Consider the following 17659-nt stretch of genomic DNA (forward strand, 5'->3'; position numbering starts at 1 on the left):
GCAAATTGCCGCAAGGGCGACACTTCCGCTGCATACGACAGCAACAGTCAAGGAGTGACGCACGATGCGGCGGCGGCGATGGCGATACGTGGCGGAGTACGCGGTTTTTCGCACCTTTGTGGGCTTGGTCGATGCCATGCCCGCGCGGGCAGCGGCGCGCGTGGCGGAAATGGCCGGCAATGCATTCTTCCGCTTTTTGCCGCGCAAGCTGACCCGCTATCAGGTCGCGCGGGACAATCTGCAGAATGCCTTCGGCGAGGAAATCAACGATGCGCAAGCCGACGACATCATCCGCCGGATGTGGGTGCATCTGTTTCGCATGGTTGTGGAGATGATCCAACTCCGCCGCAAGCTCCGCGTGGAGAACTGCAAACAGGTGCTGCGGTTTCATCAAAAAGAAGAGGTCGTGCAAGCACTCTACAGCGACCGTCCGGTGCTCTTCTTGAGCGGGCATTTTGGCAACTGGGAAATCGGCATCAGTTGTTTTGGGGTGTTCGGCTTCGAAATGAACATCGTCGCCCGCGATTTGGATAACCCGTACCTCGACAAGTGGTTTCGCCAGTTCCGCGAACAGACCGGCCATCATACGATCTCCAAAAAAGGAGGATTCGACAAGATGGCCGTCGAACTGGCCGCCGGCGGCACGATCGCGCTGTTGGGTGATCAGGATGCGGGACGCCGCGGCGTCTTCGTCGATTTCTTCGGCCGCCCCGCCTCGACGCACCGCGCGATTGCCCTGATGGCGCTGCAATACGATGCGCTGATCTGCGTCGGCTATTCGCGCCGTCTGGAAGACCGCTTCGGCGACGGATTGCCGCTACACTACGAGGTGGGCTGCGAAGAAGTGATCGACCCGCGCACCATCGACGCTGACGATGAGGTGGCGGAAATCACCCGCCGCTACAGCGCCGCCTTGGAACGCGCGATTCGCAAATCCCCCGAACAATATTTCTGGGTCCATCGCCGTTGGAAAAGCATTCCGGGGCAAAAGCGAAAACGCAAACGACAGCCACTGAAAAAAGCGGGCTGACGCTCAGAGCGAATCATCAAAATCCGTTTTCGCAAAGGAATATCAGCGCGACGGGAGGGCGAAGCTCCTGCTGAGCCGTTTTGCAGCTTCACGCGGACGGATCCCCAAAGTAGGTCATGCTGTGCATGACGATGCTTGGGCAATTGTCAATCTTTTGCGATTTGTCATGCACAGCATGACCTACGAAAATGACGGCACCGCACGGATTTGAAAACAGATGTTCACGGCGCCTTGTTTGCCGGTGGAAGAGATAGCGTTTCAATCTGCTCATACAGCCGAGCTAACTCTAAGAGCTGCTCCTCAAGCAGTGCGTCATGCTCTTCTGCTGCGAGCGTTGGTTTTTTGTCGCGCAGTTCATGCAGCTGTAGTTCCAAGTCGTTACGTTGACGGCGAAGCTCTTCGGGGATGCTTCGTTCCAGCTCACTGCGGATCAGGTGAAACTGATGCGCCCGCCGTCCGTCGACCGCTTGGGCGGACTCGGCTTTTTGTGCGGCCCGGACACCTTGGAACCATTCCGCTGCGGCGCCTAACCCGTCGCCGTTGTCGTCCAACAGCGCGTGTTCGGTCGCTAAGCGACCTTGTTGTTTGTATTCGGCTTCGGTGTTTCGCGAAGCGGCGAGGAACGCTTCCAGCAACGAGGTCTGTCCATCTTTATCAATGTCGGCCTGCGGATCGGTAATCGCCTGAGAAAAGAAACCACCAAAGCGACAGTAGTTTTGTTCGCTTCCCGATTTGGTGGCGGTCACCACCATCCGTCCGGGAGCGGAGAGCGCATTGATGAACGGCCCGCTGCACGATGCGCAATTGATAATCGCAGTCGGCCGTTGCACCGCTTCGAGCCAATTTTTTAATTCCGTGGCTGTGACGTCCGGTCCCCGTAGATTGAATTTCGCAGCGCGGCCGTCGAACGTGCCGTGCCCGATCAATACGATCCACAGGTCGCCTTGCGTCTGCTCTGCTTCTTTCACGATGACTTCTTGGAGGGCGTCATGATCATCGCCGTTGATTTGTGCGTCCCCACCAATCAACGTGAACCGCGCATCGGCTTGCTGGGCCGCGGTCTGCCAACGTTCGCTCCAAGTTGCAAATTCGCCGGCATATTCGCTAGTCCCGGGGGCGCCGATAACGACCACGACCGCGGTTTGGTCGAGGGCGACCGGGTCTTGGCCGACGAACATCAATAACATCAATGGCAACAAATTCACGGCAGTCCTCGAAAACGTCTCAGGCCCCATTCGCCGATAAAGCAGCACAGCGCGAATAAAAACACGCTCGACTGATGCCACAGGGGATAGGTGTAGCGTTCGGTCACCGGGGCTGATTTTTCTGGTAGATCGCGTACGAACTGGTCGAGCTCGCGCGACTGAACGACTTGGCCGCCGGTCGCGGTGGCGAGGCGCGTTAATTCCGGCCGGTTCCATGTCAGCTTATGAAATTCTTCGACAGCCGGTTGATAAACCCATCCCGTCGCAGCCCGGCCCGTTTCACTACCCGCTGCATCGGTGACTTGCACATTCACGCGGTAAGTGCCCGGATCGCGGGGGGCATAGTCGATGGTGAACAGGCCCGCCTCGGTGAGTGATGGTTCGGCATCGAGCGTGATCGCTTCGCCTTCGTTCGGCTGAACCGTGACTTTGACGGTGGCATTATCCAACGGTTGAAAATCCTTATTCCTTGCGCGGACGGCGACGCGGACCGCACGTTTGTCCTCCGATTCGATGCTCGCCTCAACCGGCGCCGGAACATCAGCCACCATCCAGCGGACCATTTGCCGCATCGCTCGCGCTTGATCGTTCTTCGCAGGGTCGTCCCGCCGCAAGGCCCAGCGCCACAGGTCGCCGACAGCCAGCGCCGCTGTTTTTCCGCGACCAAATTGTTGGGCAACCAGTGCCGGAAATTGCGTGCCACGCGCATCAGTCGCATCCGCTAAAACCGTGGCCCCCGGCTTGATGCCGGTCAATGGATTGAGGGTCTGAAAGTCCGGCATGTCTCGTAGGCGGATTTTTTCGTCCTGTTCGTTTCCGCGCAGCCGAATCCACGGTTGCAACCAACCGTCGCGCGACAGCGACAATCGCAACCGTCCGGCGGGTAACAGGTCCGGTTCGCGATCCAGATAGACCGGGAGCAATTCCCGTAACGGCGTTCGCGCGTAACCGCCGCGACGGAAGGATTCCTGTCCTCCGAGCATCAACAGGCTGCCCCCGCGACGACTGACGAATTCGTTTAAGAGCGCCATTTGATCACGCGTGAAGAACTCGGCATCGACATCATCCAGGATGATTGCGTCGTAAACGAATAACTGTGCGGCGATTGTGGGGAACCCTTCTCGCAATTCGCTGGTGTCTTCGGTATCGATTCGCACAAAGACCGGTTGGTCGTATTGCTCTTTTTCCTCGGGGTCCTTTTCGTCAAAACCGCGAAACAATGGATTCGATGCGTCGACGACATTGTCGCGCCATTTGAATTTTGCTTCGCGTTTGGCAATGCGAATCAGTCCGGTCAGTTTGACAGACGGGTCGTCGTCCAGTGCGCGGCGGAGAAATTTGAATTCCCAATTCGGCCGGCCGGTGACGTACAGCACGCGTTGCGGGCGGCTGCCGCGGTCGATGGTCAAAGTTCGTTCGTTGTTGGCTAGGGTCGCTTCGGCGGTGGTCGAGGGATCATCGAATTGGTCGAATTTATCGGCTTCAGCGACGCGCAAACGATAGAATTCCACCCCGCGATGCGGAGCGGCGAATTGCAGGCGAAACGCTAATGTGGTTCCACTATCGTCCACTGCCAACGTCTGTTCCGCAACGCGTTTGCCGGAGGGATCGAGGATTTCGGCTGTTACGGTCTCGCCCACATCGCCCAGCGTGTTGATTTCGGCTTTGACGGAAATCGGTGCATCCTCAAACGGCGAACGGCTGACGGCGACGGTTCGAATGGCGATGTCCCGCACGTCGGCGGTTTCAGGCCAAACCACCGGATAAATCGGGGGGACATTTTTCAGGTCCGGAAACTTGGCCGTGATATCGGTCGCGTTGCCGTCGCTGAATAGCAAGATCCCCGCGAGGGGCCGGTCCTGGAATCGCTCTGTGATGGTTGTGATTGCATTTCCCAGTTGTGAGGCATCTCCGTCGAAGGGAATTTCGCGATAGTCCGGCACGGTTTGTAATGAGGCGGCAAATTGGTAGCGCCGCAATTCAAAATCTTGTCCGAGTCGCGTTTGCCAGTCGGACTCGGCCAGCACTTGCTGGAGTTGTTTGTCCCGTTCACCAATGGTGAGACTTTGGCTATTATCGACGGCGATGGCAAACAGATTGGCACCGGGGCGGGCTCGCACGCCGCTATAAAGCGGTTCGATGAGGCAGGCGGCCAAGGCCAACAATCCACATGTTTTCAGCGTAGCGGCGCACAGGTTCACCCAATGTGCTCTTTTGTCGCGGCGATAAGAATAGAACACGACAAAGAGCGCAGCGACCGCCAGTACGGCGGCGGGAATGATCCACCTTTGGTTACCGATCAACAGATTGGTAAACAGAGTCATTGGCCGCTCCCCAGTCGTTCGTAATAACGGCGGACGATTTCGCGGTATTGCGGCGGAACGGGATCGCGATCGATGGGGACTAATGCGTCGGGTGATTCCCGTTTGGCGATTTCTTCTCTGAGCTGATCTTGCAGTTCCAACAGCGGCTGGGCGACCATTGATTCGACGAGCGACCAGTTCGGTTCCTTGGAGTGGCGACGGAATTCGGCGCGCATACTCCGCGCCCGGTCACGGACGGTGGCGACCTGTTCACGCAGCGCGGGGTCTTCAACCATTTCTTCGACATCGCGCAAACGGTCCGACCACTGGAGAAAATCACTGCCGGTAATCGGTCCACCCGGACCGCCGCCGGTGGAGGATTGGCTGCTCTGTTGTGGGCTTCCCGGTGTAGGCTGCGCGGCGGATTGTTGTGGCGTGCGATCGCGCAAACTGCGCCGTTGGTTTTGACCGCGACCACCACCAGCGGGCGATTGACCGGACGGCGATTTGGAATTCTCTCCCGGTTGTGCGCCGCCGGGTTGTTGTCCTTGACCTGATTGTTGCCCTTGCGCAGGTTGTTTTCCTTGGCCCGGTTGTTTCCCCGGTGGATTGCCCTTTTGTTGGCCGGGTGGCGATTGCCCCGATTGTTGTTGCTGTTGTTCTCCCTCTCCCGGGGGACTTTGTCCTTGTTGAGGATCGGCTTGGGCGATTTCGTTGTTGAGTTGCTCCGTCAATTCGGCCAGTTCCTGCTTAGCTCGTTTGAGGGCTTCGGTTTCATTGCCTAATACACTTTCGGCTGCCTGTTCGACACTCGTTTTGAGTTCGTCGATCGAATCACGGGCGATACGTTCTGCTTGGGTGGCCCGCTCCGCGGAACCACGCTCGAGTAGCAGCCGCGTGGCATCCAGTGCGCGGCCCGGTTGTTTTTGCTGGGTTTTGCGGAGTGTGTCGTAGAGTTGTTTCGACAGCAGCGGTTCACTGTCTTCGGCCGCTTGGGACACATCGCGGACTTGTCGCAAGACGTCGTCGAGCTGCTGTTGTTGCTGCTTGAGTTTCTCGGCCAGTTGATCCTTTTGCCGGACATCACGGAGCGATTTCGTCTTGTCTTCCTGCAACGCTTTTAGCTCGTCGGCGACTTGTTGTTGTTCCTCAGCTAATTCGCGGGCCGCGTCGCGCATGTTTTGCATGTCGTCGGCGAAGGCGCCGGCTGATTTTTTGCGGAAGTCGTCCCGCAGTTGCTGCAATTGCCGCTGGGCGCGGGTGCCGGCATTGAGTGCCTGGGAGAGTTGTCCCTGCTCCAGTGCTTCGGAGGAGCGGTGCATGTTTTCGCGGGTTTGGTTGACCTGTTCCTGTGCCTGCTGCGCTTCGGCTTGTTGTGGTTGCGGGGATTGCTGCATGCGGTCCCGCAATTCGTCGGCGTCGCGGAGAATTTCACGTTGATCCTCGCGAAGCCGTTTGAGCCGCCGCTCCAATTCGCGGCGTTCCGCCTCATCCTTGGCCGCTTGCAGCGCGCTTTGCAGTTCCTGAATGCGCTCGTTGAGATCATTTTGCCGCTGCGCCAATTCCCGCAAGCGATTGACCAATTGATTGGTTTCGCGCTGCGCATCGGTGGTTTGTGATTGGGCGGTGCTTTGATTTTGGTAGCGGTTTTCGTTGTCAGCCAGTTCGAGTTGTTGCAACTGTTGTTGTGATCGCCCGCCGCCCCCACCTCCCCCGCCGCCACCTTGTTGGCCTTTGGTGACTTCGTGCTCCCGTGCTCGCAATTTCAACAGCGCCTGATAAGCAGCACGCTCTGACGCGTACGCAGTGAGTAACGATGGCTCGGCAGACTCGGCGGAGACCGTGTTCAGTCGCTCAACTGCCGACGTCATGTGCGTTTGGGCGATCGCTGCTGCTTGCTGTGATTCACTGTCGGTCAGCTTGGCGATCACTTCTGACAATTTTTCAAGCAGCTGAGCCTGGGACTGTGTGATGACCTGCAACTGTTCGTCAAATAGTTTTGCCGCAATAATTTCCGCTGCATTACGACGAAGTTTCCAGGTGGCCGTTACGATGTCTTTTTGCAGTTTGATCAGGTCGCCAATTTTTTCGCCCTGTCCACCCGCACCACCAGGGGGGCCGCCGCCTCCGCCGGGGGGGGACTGCCCTTGCCGGAAGATTTCCTCAAAGTGCCGCACTTCGGCAAAATACATATCGCTTTCCGTGCGGCGAATTTGTCCGTCGGGATCAAAATCATCGGCCCACAGGTAATAGGACATCAACTGATCGGGCTGCGCACCCAGTTCCTCGAAACGAATCTGTTGAGAAATCTGTTGCGTTTCCTGCACTTGATTAGACAAGGTGAGAATCTGCGGCTGTGCATCGCCGATCGTATAGGCTACTCCATGCGCGACCACGCCAAAGTCGTCGTTGATCGTGCCGGTGATTAACATCTCTTCCAATGGCGAGACGCGCTGATCACGGCCGGGGAAGGTGAGTTGGATGTCCGGCCGGCGGTTGGGGAGTACCTTGAGAGAAATCAGCGGCGGCCGTTTGTTCTTCCGTCCCTCGGCGTCGGTGAGTTGCAGTGTGTAGTTGCGGGATTCTCGCATCGGCAACGTTGCCACGTATTCATGCGAATCATCAACCGTCATGCTGAGCGGCACATTTTGTCCGTCGTCGCTGACCAACACAGCCTGGGCGACCGATTTGTTGAGCGCGAAGGAGAGCGTCACGGTACTCCCTTCGACGGCTGTCACTTGTCGCACATCTTCGGCGATTTCTGGTTCCTGATTCGTGTAGCTGGGGAATTCAATCCGCGCATCGGCCTGTAGTAGCCGCGGGTATTCGAAGACTGTGACTTGGAATTCCTCAGTCCGCTGTCCGTCATACTCGACCGTATAGGTCAGGTCGCTCTCCACAATTCCGATGCGCGCGCCAAACAGCGGGTCGTCCAAGCTTTTCTGCATGGGCAATGTTTGCGCAGCGTCGGTTGGGGCATCGTCGGATTCGGTTTCTGTTGTGGCGCGTGTGGTGAGCAAATTGACATCCACCGGCATCCGTGCGCCGAAGCGGGCGGTGATTACCAGTCCGGTCCCCCGCTCAACTTCGACGTTGCCGGGATCGACTTGAATTTCGAAATCGGCCAGCGACGAATTCGTAGTGGCGACCTCGTCGGAAATCACCGCTTGGGCAGTGCGGGGATTGATGCTCCACAGCCAGATCGTGACTCCCAGCATCATGAGCAACGACGCGACATGCGCATATTGCGCGCGATGGATTTTGGTATCCGGCACGACGTCGCGCCAGTCATGCAGCCGCGCGTGATTCAAGGCTTGTTGAATCACGGTTTGCTGCAAGTACCCCATCCGGCCTGGTAGCCCTTCACGTTGTTCAACAGCTGTGAGCAACAAGGAATTCAGATCGGGATGTTGTGCTTCAATGCGACGCGCTAACCATTGTGCGTCGTGTTGGCGACTTCGCGATACCAAGTACGTCAAAAATCCGACCGACAGCGCAGCCAAGAGGTATAGCGGCATCGTGTATGCGGTCGAATATCCGGCAACGGTGGAGATCCCCCACACAACGAATGCCACCACAGAAACGGCCAGCCAGTAGAACGCCAATTGCCGCCACGTGTTGTGACGTCGATAACGTTCGCCGACGGTCTGTAACAAATAATCGAGATGCAATTCAGTCATAGCTCGTCTCAAAAATGCGAGTAGACGACATCGTCAGGCAGCAGGTGCAGCGGCCCGTGCCGTGCGACCTGCCCACCAGGTTTCGAGTATCAACACGACCAATGCCGCCAAAACTAGCCAATGCCATAGTTTTTGACGGCTCTCCAGTTCACGGTTTTTCAGTTGCCGCTGTTGTTGTTCTTGCTGGGCCAGTTCCGCGGCGGTCGGCGTGCGCTGTAGCACCAGTCCCAACTGTTCCAATTGTTCAACGGGTAGCGCAGCGGTTTTGCTTTCTTGCGGAGGCAGATTGACCGCGAACGCCTGTGAGCGGTCGCCGCGTTGAAACCGATAGATCCCTGGCGTATCGGTCGCGTCGGTGCTGCGGCCGTTGAATGCTAGTTGCGTCTGCACCGCATCGGGCGCTGCCAGCACAATCTCTCCTTCGCCGCCGCCTCCCTCATCCAATGTACAGACAACCGCGTCGCCGACGTAATACGCTGGTAAGTCCGCGGAGATTCCGGCGCTGCGTTCCAAAATCGCATTGAGCAGCGGCGCGAATTTTGAGGAGAGTGCCAATTGGCTCTCCTCGGGATGCCAACCGGAGGTGAATAACAACAACCGGCCTTTCCCGACGGGCACCTCGACCAGAGCTGCTGCGCCATCGTCGAAACGGGCCAAGATCTCTGCGCCGGGGAGTGCTGCTTCATCGATCCGGCGATGTTTCCAAAAACGAATCTTGGTGAAATCGCTAAAACGCGATTCGGAAAACGATGTGAATAGCGGATGATCGAACTGGATATCCTCCAGCATCGCATAAGTGTCCGCGTTGACTTCGGTGGCGATGATCGATTGTCCGCCAATCAACTGCGATAATTCTTCGGCCGCCGCAGCTGACGGCAAACTATACAGTATCGTCCCGCCGTTACTGAGAAACTGTTGCAATATCGCGATCTGCTCCGCCGTCGGTTGGGCGGTCACGGTGGCCAAGGCAATGTCGCCGGGCGCAGCTACGAATTCCGTTTCGTCAGGCGCAATGATTTCTACATGCCGCGCAGGTGTATCAGCTAAAGCCCGTTCTAAAAAGTACCGCGGTTTTTGCGGGCCTTCACCGGTGTCGTCACCCAGGTACCAGATCCTCATTTGGGCCGGTTTTGCGGCAACGTGGTAGGCGACGTTGTCGAATTCCTGGTCGTCCCCGGTCAGTTTCAGGGAGGCGGCTTCGACTTCTGCGGGACGGGGTGGGGCTTGCACGATACGGCTTTGCCCGGCGGGAACATACACGTCGATGCGTGCGTTGTCTGATGTGGGTTTTTCGTCCGATTCTGCAGCGGTTTCGACCCAGCCGATTTGGAATTGATCGCGTTGGGAGTCGGCGGCGTTGTCGATGCGGACGCGGACGGTGCCGGCGTCGCGGGTATGCCGATCTTCCGGTCCCGGGGCGACAATTTGTAAACCGGCATTGGTGGTTGCTACCGGGGTGATCGTCGCGATGGAGACCTCGATTTCCGTCGGCCAGCGATGCGCCCGCAGTCCGGTCAAACGGCTGCCTTGCTGCAAATCGGAAATTAGGACAATTCGTTTGGCTGCGGCGGCGGGATTAGACTCCGCGGCGGCATCGCGCGACAGTAGATCCGACGCGGCTGTCAGCGCCGCATCCAGGTGCGTCGCCCGCCAACTCGGCTTGAGGTCGTCCAACGCGCTGCGGATCATTTGCCGACGACTGCCGCTGACCGTGTTGTCCCATTCTGAAAACGTGATCAGCGGGCGAATGTGTGAATCAAAAGCGACCAAGGCGACTTGATCGTTCGCGTCGCATTGATCGACTTCTGTCAGTACCTGCTGGACAGCTTGATCCCAAAGCCCGTCGCGGCGCATGCTGGCACTGCTGTCGACCAACAGCACGACCCGCTCACCGGCGTGTTGCGCAACCAGTGCGTGACTGGTATTGCGGAAAAATGGACGCGCGAAGGCCAACGCCAACAAGCAAATCGCTAATCCACGCAGAAACAACAACCACAGGTTTTCCAACCGACTCCGCCGCGTGACCCGCAGCGGAGAAGGGGAGAGAAACATCAACGAGCTGAACGCCACGCGCTCGCGCGGAGTACGCCGCACGAGGTGAAACAAAATCGGCAATGAAACCGCCAAAATGCCTGCGGCATAGAGAGGAGCTAAGAAACTCATACGCCCCTCCTGGAAACTCGCCGTCCGCGACGCATTCGCGCCTGCAAGAAATCATGCAGCGCCCCGTCCAGCGGTTGGTTGGTTGTCAGCGGAAAGTATTCGATTCCCAACTTGTCACATGTTGCCCGCACGGATTGATTGTGCGCTTCCAGTTTTTCGAGATACCCGGGGCGGACCTGTTGGGGATCGACATACAAATCGCGTCCCGTTTCTAAATCCTCAAACAGCAACGATTCCTCGAAGTCGAAACTCGTCTCGGCTGGGTCGAGAATTTGAAACAGAATCACATCCTGCCCTCGTGACCTGAGCGTCCCCAGCGCGGTTTCTAATCCGTCCAGCTCTGCCAAGCAATCAGACAGGATCACCACAATCCCTCGACGGCTGACGTACTCCGCGAACTGCCGCAGCGGCTCGGCAACGTCTGTCCCGCGACCGGCCGAGGGGCGCTCGAGCGCCAACATCAGCCGTCGCAATTGTCCGGGGCGATAATGCGGCGGTAAGATATCGTCGAGGCGTTCATCAAAACGGACCAGCCCAACCGCGTCGTGTTGCAGTGACAAAAAATAGGCCAACGTTCCAGCCAACGTTGCCGCATAGTCGGCTTTGGTGTAACCCAAGCTGCCGTAACTCATCGACCGGCTGCTGTCGACCGCCAGATGGCAGCGGAGGTTGGTTTCATCTTCGAAGCGTTTGATGTAGTGCCGGTCGCTGCGGGCGTACAGTTTCCAGTCGAGATATCGCGGGTCATCTCCCGGACTGTATTGGCGATACTCGGAGAACTCGACGGAAAAACCGTGATAGGGACTCCGGTGCAGCCCATGCATGAATCCCTGCACGACGATCTTGGCCCGCAATTCTAACGCCTTGATCCGCATCAACGATCCGGGATCAAGAATCTCGTCGCTGCGGCGCGCGGCCGGGGTCAAGTTTACGGCGGGCTGAGTCATCGCGCAGCAGGCCTTTCCACGGTTTCCAATAACCGCTCGACGACTGACTCCACTGTCACTCCTTCGGCCTCCGCGCGGTAGTTGACCAAAACTCGGTGCCGCATCGTGGGGTGCACGAGGGCGCGAATATCGTCTTCACTCACATGGGCGCGACCGTTTAACAAGGCCCGCGCCTTAGCACCGAGCACAAGGTTTTGTGCCGCTCGTAACCCGGCACCCCAGCTGACCCACTCGTTGACAAACTCCGGTGCCTCGGCTGTGTTGGGGCGAGATGCCGCTGCCAATCGCACGGCGTAACGCACGACATCCTCGGCCACGGGGACTTGACGAACGATCTCATGAAATTGCTGCACATCCTGGCCGGTGTAGAGTGCTTGAATTTTTTCCGCAGCCACCGATGTCGTGCGAGTGACGACGGCCACCTCGTCATCTTCGGGCAAGTAATCGATCACGATGTTGAACATGAAGCGGTCCAACTGCGCTTCGGGGAGCGGATAGGTGCCTTCCATTTCGATCGGATTTTGCGTCGCCAACACAAAAAATGGTTCTTCCAAGCGGTACTTCACGCCGGCAGCGGTGACTTGATGCTCCTGCATGGCCTCCAACAGCGCCGCTTGTGTTTTGGGCGGGGTGCGGTTGATTTCATCGGCCAGAAGCACATTGGCAAAAATCGGTCCTTTGACAAATTGCAACGTACGGTGCCCGTGCGCATCCTCTTCCAGAATCTCGGTGCCGGTGATATCCGCCGGCATCAAGTCGGGAGTGAATTGAATTCGCTGGAATTTTAAATCAAACACCTGCGCGATCGAATTGACGAGCAATGTCTTGGCCAGTCCCGGCGCGCCGGTGATCAGACAATGTCCACCAGCGAACAGCCCATACAAGAGTTGGTCGATGACCTCCTGCTGTCCGATGATGGTTTTAGACAACTCATTCTGGATCAAGCCCCGCGCCGCATGGACCCGTTCCACGAGTTGTTGCTGTGTTTCAAAACTCTCAGCCGCCGTCGCCAATTCCACAATCGCTCCCCTTTAGTTTGTCCTCAAGCCTGTTAGTTAATAGGAAAGTAGGTCATGCACAGCATGACCTACATGGGCATGGCATGCGTTTGTGGTAAACGTGCTCATCAGTTGTTGTCCTCAAGCCTGTCACCTCAAGCCTCACCACTTCAATGCGTCATCGCATAAAACACGATGTTGATTCCCAGCGGATAGGCTTTCTTCTCTGAAAATTCGTGGAAATACCATTCGTTTTCCCCTTCGCGCTCCCAGCCGTCGCCCAGATCGGTGTTGTGGCAAATGAACGCCATCATTCGGCCGTTGTCGTCGAAGATTGCTTTGTAGTGCACTTGCCGCGAGTCTTCGCCGCGCTCCCAGGTGATGCCCCGATCACGGCCCCATTCGGCGGCGTGGATGCTGGGGACCTGCGGGCGTTCTTTGAGGTCGTACACGCAATGAAAGATCGGATGCTCTAACGGAATCTCCACCGGTTCGCGGTCGGGGAAGACGCGTTTGATTTCGCGATAGAAGTTTTCCCATTCGCGATATCCCCAAAAGTCGTCGACCATCAAAAAACCGCCGTTGAGGAGATACCGCCGCAGCGCCACGATCTCGGCTTCCTCGAAATACAAGTTGCCCGGTTCGATCATGTAGAGAAACGGGTAATCGAACAGTTCCTCATCGGTCAGCCGCAGAACCTTGCCGTTGGGATCGACTTTTAACGAAGTCAATTGCTGCAAGCGAAAGGAGAAGTTCAAATCGCTGTCGGGGTAGTCGGTCCGCCATTTGCCTCTCCGGCCGTACGATCCGTACCGGACGCGGGCAAAAGTGAACACGTCACTTTGAAACTGCTTATCGATTTGCCATTCCGGCACACCGCCGCGGCCTCTGGGACTACGGTCGCGTCGAAAGCGGTGGCGACGTTGAGCATGAGAAATCTGCGCCAAACAAATCGCGATCAGAGCGACTGTGATCAGGATCGGCAAACGTCGTGACATCACCACTCCTCGACGATGACGGCTGTGGAACTAGTCAGCTTTCGTCTCTATTGGTTCGGCAGATTCTTGCGGTTCGGCGGATTTCTGTTCCCGGTGGATTTTCAGTAGTAAGCGATGCGCCTCTCGAAAGCGGGGCGCTTCTTCTAGTGCGCGAAGCAAATGGTTTTTCGCTGATAGGGGATCGTTTTTGTGCAACAAACGTGCCAATTGGTAGTGCGCGTCGATCGCCACATGGGGTTCAAGTTCCAAAACGGCTTGATAAGCAGCGACCGCCGTTGCGGGTTTCCCAAGTTCACGGCACGCCCGCGCCCAGGCATTATACGCGCGGGGCAACAGCGGGTTGACCGAAATAATTCGATTTGCGTTGATTTCCACCGCTTTCCAGTCTTGGCGCTCAACGGCCAGCGTCAACAAACGCAGGTAGACTGGCAGCGCATCGGGACTACGTGTTGCCAGTTTTTCCAACACCGTCGTCTCTTGATCCGTCTCGCCCAATTGTCGATGGGCAGTTGCTAATAGCACGTACGCATTTTCACTGGAAATATTTTCGGGAAGCAATTCCAACAGCTTTTGTAGCGGCTGCTTTGCGGACTCCCATTGCTCGGCTGCCAAGAGTGTTTTGGCGTGTTCGGTAAGTACAGCAATATTTTTCGAGTCCAACGGATCGCCGGCGTCCGCCTCGATAATGCCGGTCTCATCGCGGCGCGGTTCCGTCCAGTCGACATCCGGTCCTAGTGCCAATGCGCGCTTACGGGCGAACTTGGCGAAATCATTTTCTAACTTTGCCAAGCCTTCGGTGCGACGTTCCAATGCCACATTGACCGGCACTCCCGCTCCCAAGTCGTGCAGGATCAGTTTCAAGGTGTCCAGCCCATGTTTCTCAATCAAGTGCTCGACAACCAGGGATGATTGAAAATAGGCAAACTGCAAGTGCATGCCGCTGGGCGGGGACATAAAGGCACTGCTCAATTGACTGACCGGTGTCAGCTTGTCGTCCAAGATCCATTTTCGATACTGAGGCGTCATCGACTGCCCCCAGCGACCATTGGCTTGCCGTTCTTCGTAGACCGAAATGCCTTCACTGAGCCAACGGGGCATTTTGTTGTTGGTGAGATTTAACGTCACCGTGTGACAGAATTCGTGCCACAAGACCGACTCCCAATTCGTGGGATTTCCCGCCTGGGAGGCAGGGCTGTTGGCCGTAATCACATTGCCAAAGCAGACACCCAGATACCCCGCGCCTCCCGGCATGCCGAACGTGCGGACGGCGAAGTCTGACTGGTCGGGAAAGATTTCCACAATCACCGGAGCGGACAACTGCAGATCATATTTTTCACACAACGTTTGTTTCGCGCGCTGCAACAACTGCAGCACGCGCGGCCCATAGACGGCTGCTTCGCGGGCATCCATCCGCACGATGAAATCGTCGTCTTCCAATGTGCGGAACTTGGCTAGGTTTTCCTGCAGCGTGATGAGATTAAAACTGACCACATCGTAACCGTCGCTCTTGAAACCGGCCTGGGCCAATTGCCAACCCTCTTCTTCTTTGCCCAGACGCAACAGATCCTGCGCGAGTTGAATCGTAGCGGGTGCGAAGTCGGCATCCTGTTCCAGCGCGCGGCGTTGATACGCGGCGCCTTCGCGAAAGCGATAATTCCGCGACAACTTTTTACCTATCAAATAATCCATACTCGGCTCGTTGACGGCGCGACCGCGTGCGGCGGCGCGATATGCTTGTTCGCCTTTGGGGTCAGCCGCATAATGCGCCAACACCGCGCGGTAGGCCCAGGCCTGACTTTGAAGCGGATTAATTTCCAGCACTAAGCGAATCGCCGCTTCCGCGTCGTCGTAGCGTTCCGCATCGATCAAACGGTCAATTGTAAACAGCAAACTCGGCACGTGCTGTGGATTAATTTCTAATGCACGATCTAGCGCCTGTTGCGCGGCTTGGGAATCACTGGAAGCCAGTGCCCGCGCCAAGCCGAATTGGACGTCGGGGTCGTCGGGGAACTGTTTGACTGCTGCACGAAATTCTTCGGCAGCGAGCGCGTCGTCATGTTTCTCCAGCGCCAGATTGCCGATCGCTACATAGGCGTCGGGCCGATTGGGATTTTCTTTTTTGGCGCGGTCGTAAAAATTGAGCAGGACATCGCGCGGCTCCGCTTCTAGTTGTAACAAGGCGTCGCCGCAAGCCACCAGATTGGCTGTGTCCGTATATCGCCAAGGAAAGCGGAGGATCAGTCGCCGAATTTCGGCGAGTTCCGCCTGTGCTTGTTCCTGCTGGCCCGCTTTGTGAAACATCTGCCGCGACATGAGCCGTAGGCGGATGCTCCAGGGATAACGTTTTAGCGCGGCTGTGGTGGCGGCGCGTGCCTCTTCATGACGGCCGAGCATGAGTTGCGATTCGACATGCAGGACCGGCCAATCTTCACCGTAACGACGCGCGTCGAGAGCCTGTTGCGTGACCGTAATGCATTGTTGGTACCGTCCGGTTTGAAATAGCTCGCGGGTATCGTCCAATTCGGTAGCGTGGGCAACAGAACCAGCGCAGAGGGTGATTGCGATGACCAAACCGGTGAACCGCAGCCAATCGCATCGGGGACGTGTACAGGGATGGGACAATCGCGGGGAACACGGCATGGGGCCCCTTCCTCGGCGACAACAGCGCTGTTCGCCGAACCCGGACATGAGTTTCAAAAACCCGCTGCTGCTAGTCGTCGCCTTCGACGCTTAAGGCACACAGCCAGGCAATGGCAGATTTTCAATCCCACCGAACGGCATCCGCGCAAGCGGCCAACCGTGTCCTGCGGCAGGGCCTTTTCACTGACAGCAAGTCCCTCAATGTTGCATTCGCAACGGTAGCTGAATTTTGAGATAGACGCAAGAACAATAACCGCAACCACATCCGCCCGCTGGTGCCCCAAGATCACGAAACGGGGCGACGATTTGCACACGCCGCACGGCGTCGGCTACAATCAAGATCAGCTACCGGCAACACGTTGTTGCCAAAGAGGCAGCAATTTGTGGAACGGGACCTTCCCCCTCGCCAACAGCAAAACAGATTTCTATGTCATTTGACGATTTCGGAGTAGAACGCCGCTTTCACGAAGCGTGGGATGCCATACGCATCGCCCGCCCGGTCAGCTTTTCGCTGTTCACATTTGGCGAAACCGAATTGCCGTATTATTTGGTCTGTCATCCCCAGTCCGAAGGAGCGACCGTCAAAATCACCGAAGGGGAGATCAAAGTCACGCGGCCGATGTTGATCACACCGGATAACATGGATGCGGAGTTTCGGAATTTTTTCGAGAGTCAAGAAGAACACGAAATGGTGCAATTCTTGATGAAGCGAACCGTGATCCCACAATTAAAATTCGACAACACCAGCCACAGCAGCGATATTCGTAGCGACAGCGTCGAAGAGGCAGTCGCACTGCTCAATCGCAAACTCGATGCCGAAGAGCAAGAACGGGTCGCCGTACTAACCGCCCCACCAGAATTAGCCGGCATCGCCTTGTTGCGGTACGCCCTAGAACGGGTCATCGAAAGCCAACCGCACAACGTCCAAGAACTCCGCGAACGCGGCTTTCTGCCGTAACGCGATGAAACCTCCGCACTCCCACGTCGGGTGCGATAGGATGTATCGACCGGACGCATGGGTGGCTGGAGGTCGGACGAAGTCCGCCCCCAGGTCGAAGGACTCTCCATGCCCATGCCGAAAGGCTGGCGGCTCGCTGCGCTCGACTTCCAGCCACACGGTCAGGATTTCTGCAAATCCACCGTGAGGCTTAATACTTCGTCGTGCGACCTTCTTCGGTCCACAGCGAGAGTTCGTCCATCAACGAGCGCATTTCGGGGTGTTGACGGATGGCGCCGATGACGGCGTATTTCTGCAAGCTGCGGCGGCGAATTTCTCGTTCCAGCATGGGTCGGATTTCCTGGCGGAACATGTTTTGGTGACGATAGCGAATCCAGCAATAGCCTCCCATCAGGGCCATCATCACCAGTCCGATGTCAAAAAACGCACCCGCCCAACCGATGCCGGTGATCACGTGCAGAGCGACGCAGCCCCAGAAGCAACTGATCAGACAGACCCAGAGCGGCAGCGTGCTTTGCATGCTCAAGCGTTCGCTGGCTTGGATCAATCGCCCATAGAATTCCGGATCAGCGATGCCCTCTCGGCCCGTCTCCTGAGCAAAAGGTTCGCAGACCAATTCCCCATCCCGGCGCGACACCAACATCGCCTCCCCTTCATCGGGAAGATAATCGGCCAAATATTCAAGATCTTCAAAGGGCGTATTCATCGCGACCCTCGTATCAGAATCAATAATGATG

General features: G+C 57.1%; 11 protein-coding genes. 2 read left to right on the top strand and 9 right to left on the bottom strand.

Annotated features, from left to right (window positions below):
* The first annotated feature begins 64 nt into the window (after positions 1-64).
* The gene (locus tag Mal52_RS01115; protein ID WP_145373772.1) at positions 65-1030 is read left to right on the top strand and encodes a lysophospholipid acyltransferase family protein; all 966 of its coding nucleotides are present in this window, start codon (positions 65-67) and stop codon (positions 1028-1030) included.
* 221 nt (positions 1031-1251) lie between these two features.
* Here Mal52_RS01115 and Mal52_RS01120 read toward each other — a convergent pair whose 3' ends face one another.
* The 8 genes from Mal52_RS01120 to Mal52_RS01155 form a co-directional block, all read right to left on the bottom strand.
* Entirely contained in the window at positions 1252-2235 is a 984-nt protein-coding gene (locus Mal52_RS01120) for a hypothetical protein (protein WP_197534583.1), read from the bottom strand.
* A complete protein-coding gene (locus Mal52_RS01125; RefSeq protein WP_145373773.1) occupies positions 2232-4559 on the bottom strand; it encodes a glutamine amidotransferase in 2328 nt (775 codons plus the stop codon). Before Mal52_RS01125 ends, Mal52_RS01120 begins: the two co-directional genes overlap by 4 nt.
* A complete protein-coding gene (locus Mal52_RS01130; protein WP_145373774.1) occupies positions 4556-8218 on the bottom strand; it encodes a coiled-coil domain-containing protein in 3663 nt (1220 codons plus the stop codon). The genes Mal52_RS01125 and Mal52_RS01130 overlap by 4 nt, the downstream gene beginning before the upstream one ends.
* A 33-nt stretch (positions 8219-8251) precedes the next feature.
* Positions 8252-10381 (bottom strand): BatA domain-containing protein, encoded by a 2130-nt coding sequence (locus Mal52_RS01135; protein ID WP_145373775.1) that lies wholly within the window; start codon positions 10379-10381, stop codon positions 8252-8254.
* The gene (locus Mal52_RS01140; protein ID WP_197534584.1) at positions 10378-11328 is read right to left on the bottom strand and encodes a DUF58 domain-containing protein; all 951 of its coding nucleotides are present in this window, start codon (positions 11326-11328) and stop codon (positions 10378-10380) included. The genes Mal52_RS01135 and Mal52_RS01140 overlap by 4 nt, the downstream gene beginning before the upstream one ends.
* Complete coding sequence (locus Mal52_RS01145) at positions 11325-12341, bottom strand: AAA family ATPase (RefSeq protein WP_145380498.1); 1017 nt, start codon at positions 12339-12341, stop codon at positions 11325-11327. The genes Mal52_RS01140 and Mal52_RS01145 overlap by 4 nt, the downstream gene beginning before the upstream one ends.
* Positions 12342-12496: 155 nt before the next feature.
* Positions 12497-13324, bottom strand: a complete 828-nt coding sequence (locus tag Mal52_RS01150) for a DUF4159 domain-containing protein (RefSeq protein WP_145373776.1) — start codon at positions 13322-13324, stop codon at positions 12497-12499.
* A gap of 30 nt (positions 13325-13354) precedes the next feature.
* Complete coding sequence (locus tag Mal52_RS01155; RefSeq protein WP_197534586.1) at positions 13355-15964, bottom strand: tetratricopeptide repeat protein; 2610 nt, start codon at positions 15962-15964, stop codon at positions 13355-13357.
* A gap of 427 nt (positions 15965-16391) precedes the next feature.
* Between Mal52_RS01155 and Mal52_RS01160 the strand changes: the two genes are divergently transcribed.
* The gene (locus Mal52_RS01160) at positions 16392-16922 is read left to right on the top strand and encodes a hypothetical protein (RefSeq protein WP_145373778.1); all 531 of its coding nucleotides are present in this window, start codon (positions 16392-16394) and stop codon (positions 16920-16922) included.
* 190 nt (positions 16923-17112) lie between these two features.
* Here Mal52_RS01160 and Mal52_RS01165 read toward each other — a convergent pair whose 3' ends face one another.
* Entirely contained in the window at positions 17113-17628 is a 516-nt protein-coding gene (locus Mal52_RS01165; protein WP_145373779.1) for a hypothetical protein, read from the bottom strand.
* Positions 17629-17659: the final 31 nt, after the last annotated feature.

It is taken from the genome of Symmachiella dynata, assembly GCF_007747995.1.
GTDB lineage: Bacteria > Planctomycetota > Planctomycetia > Planctomycetales > Planctomycetaceae > Symmachiella > Symmachiella dynata.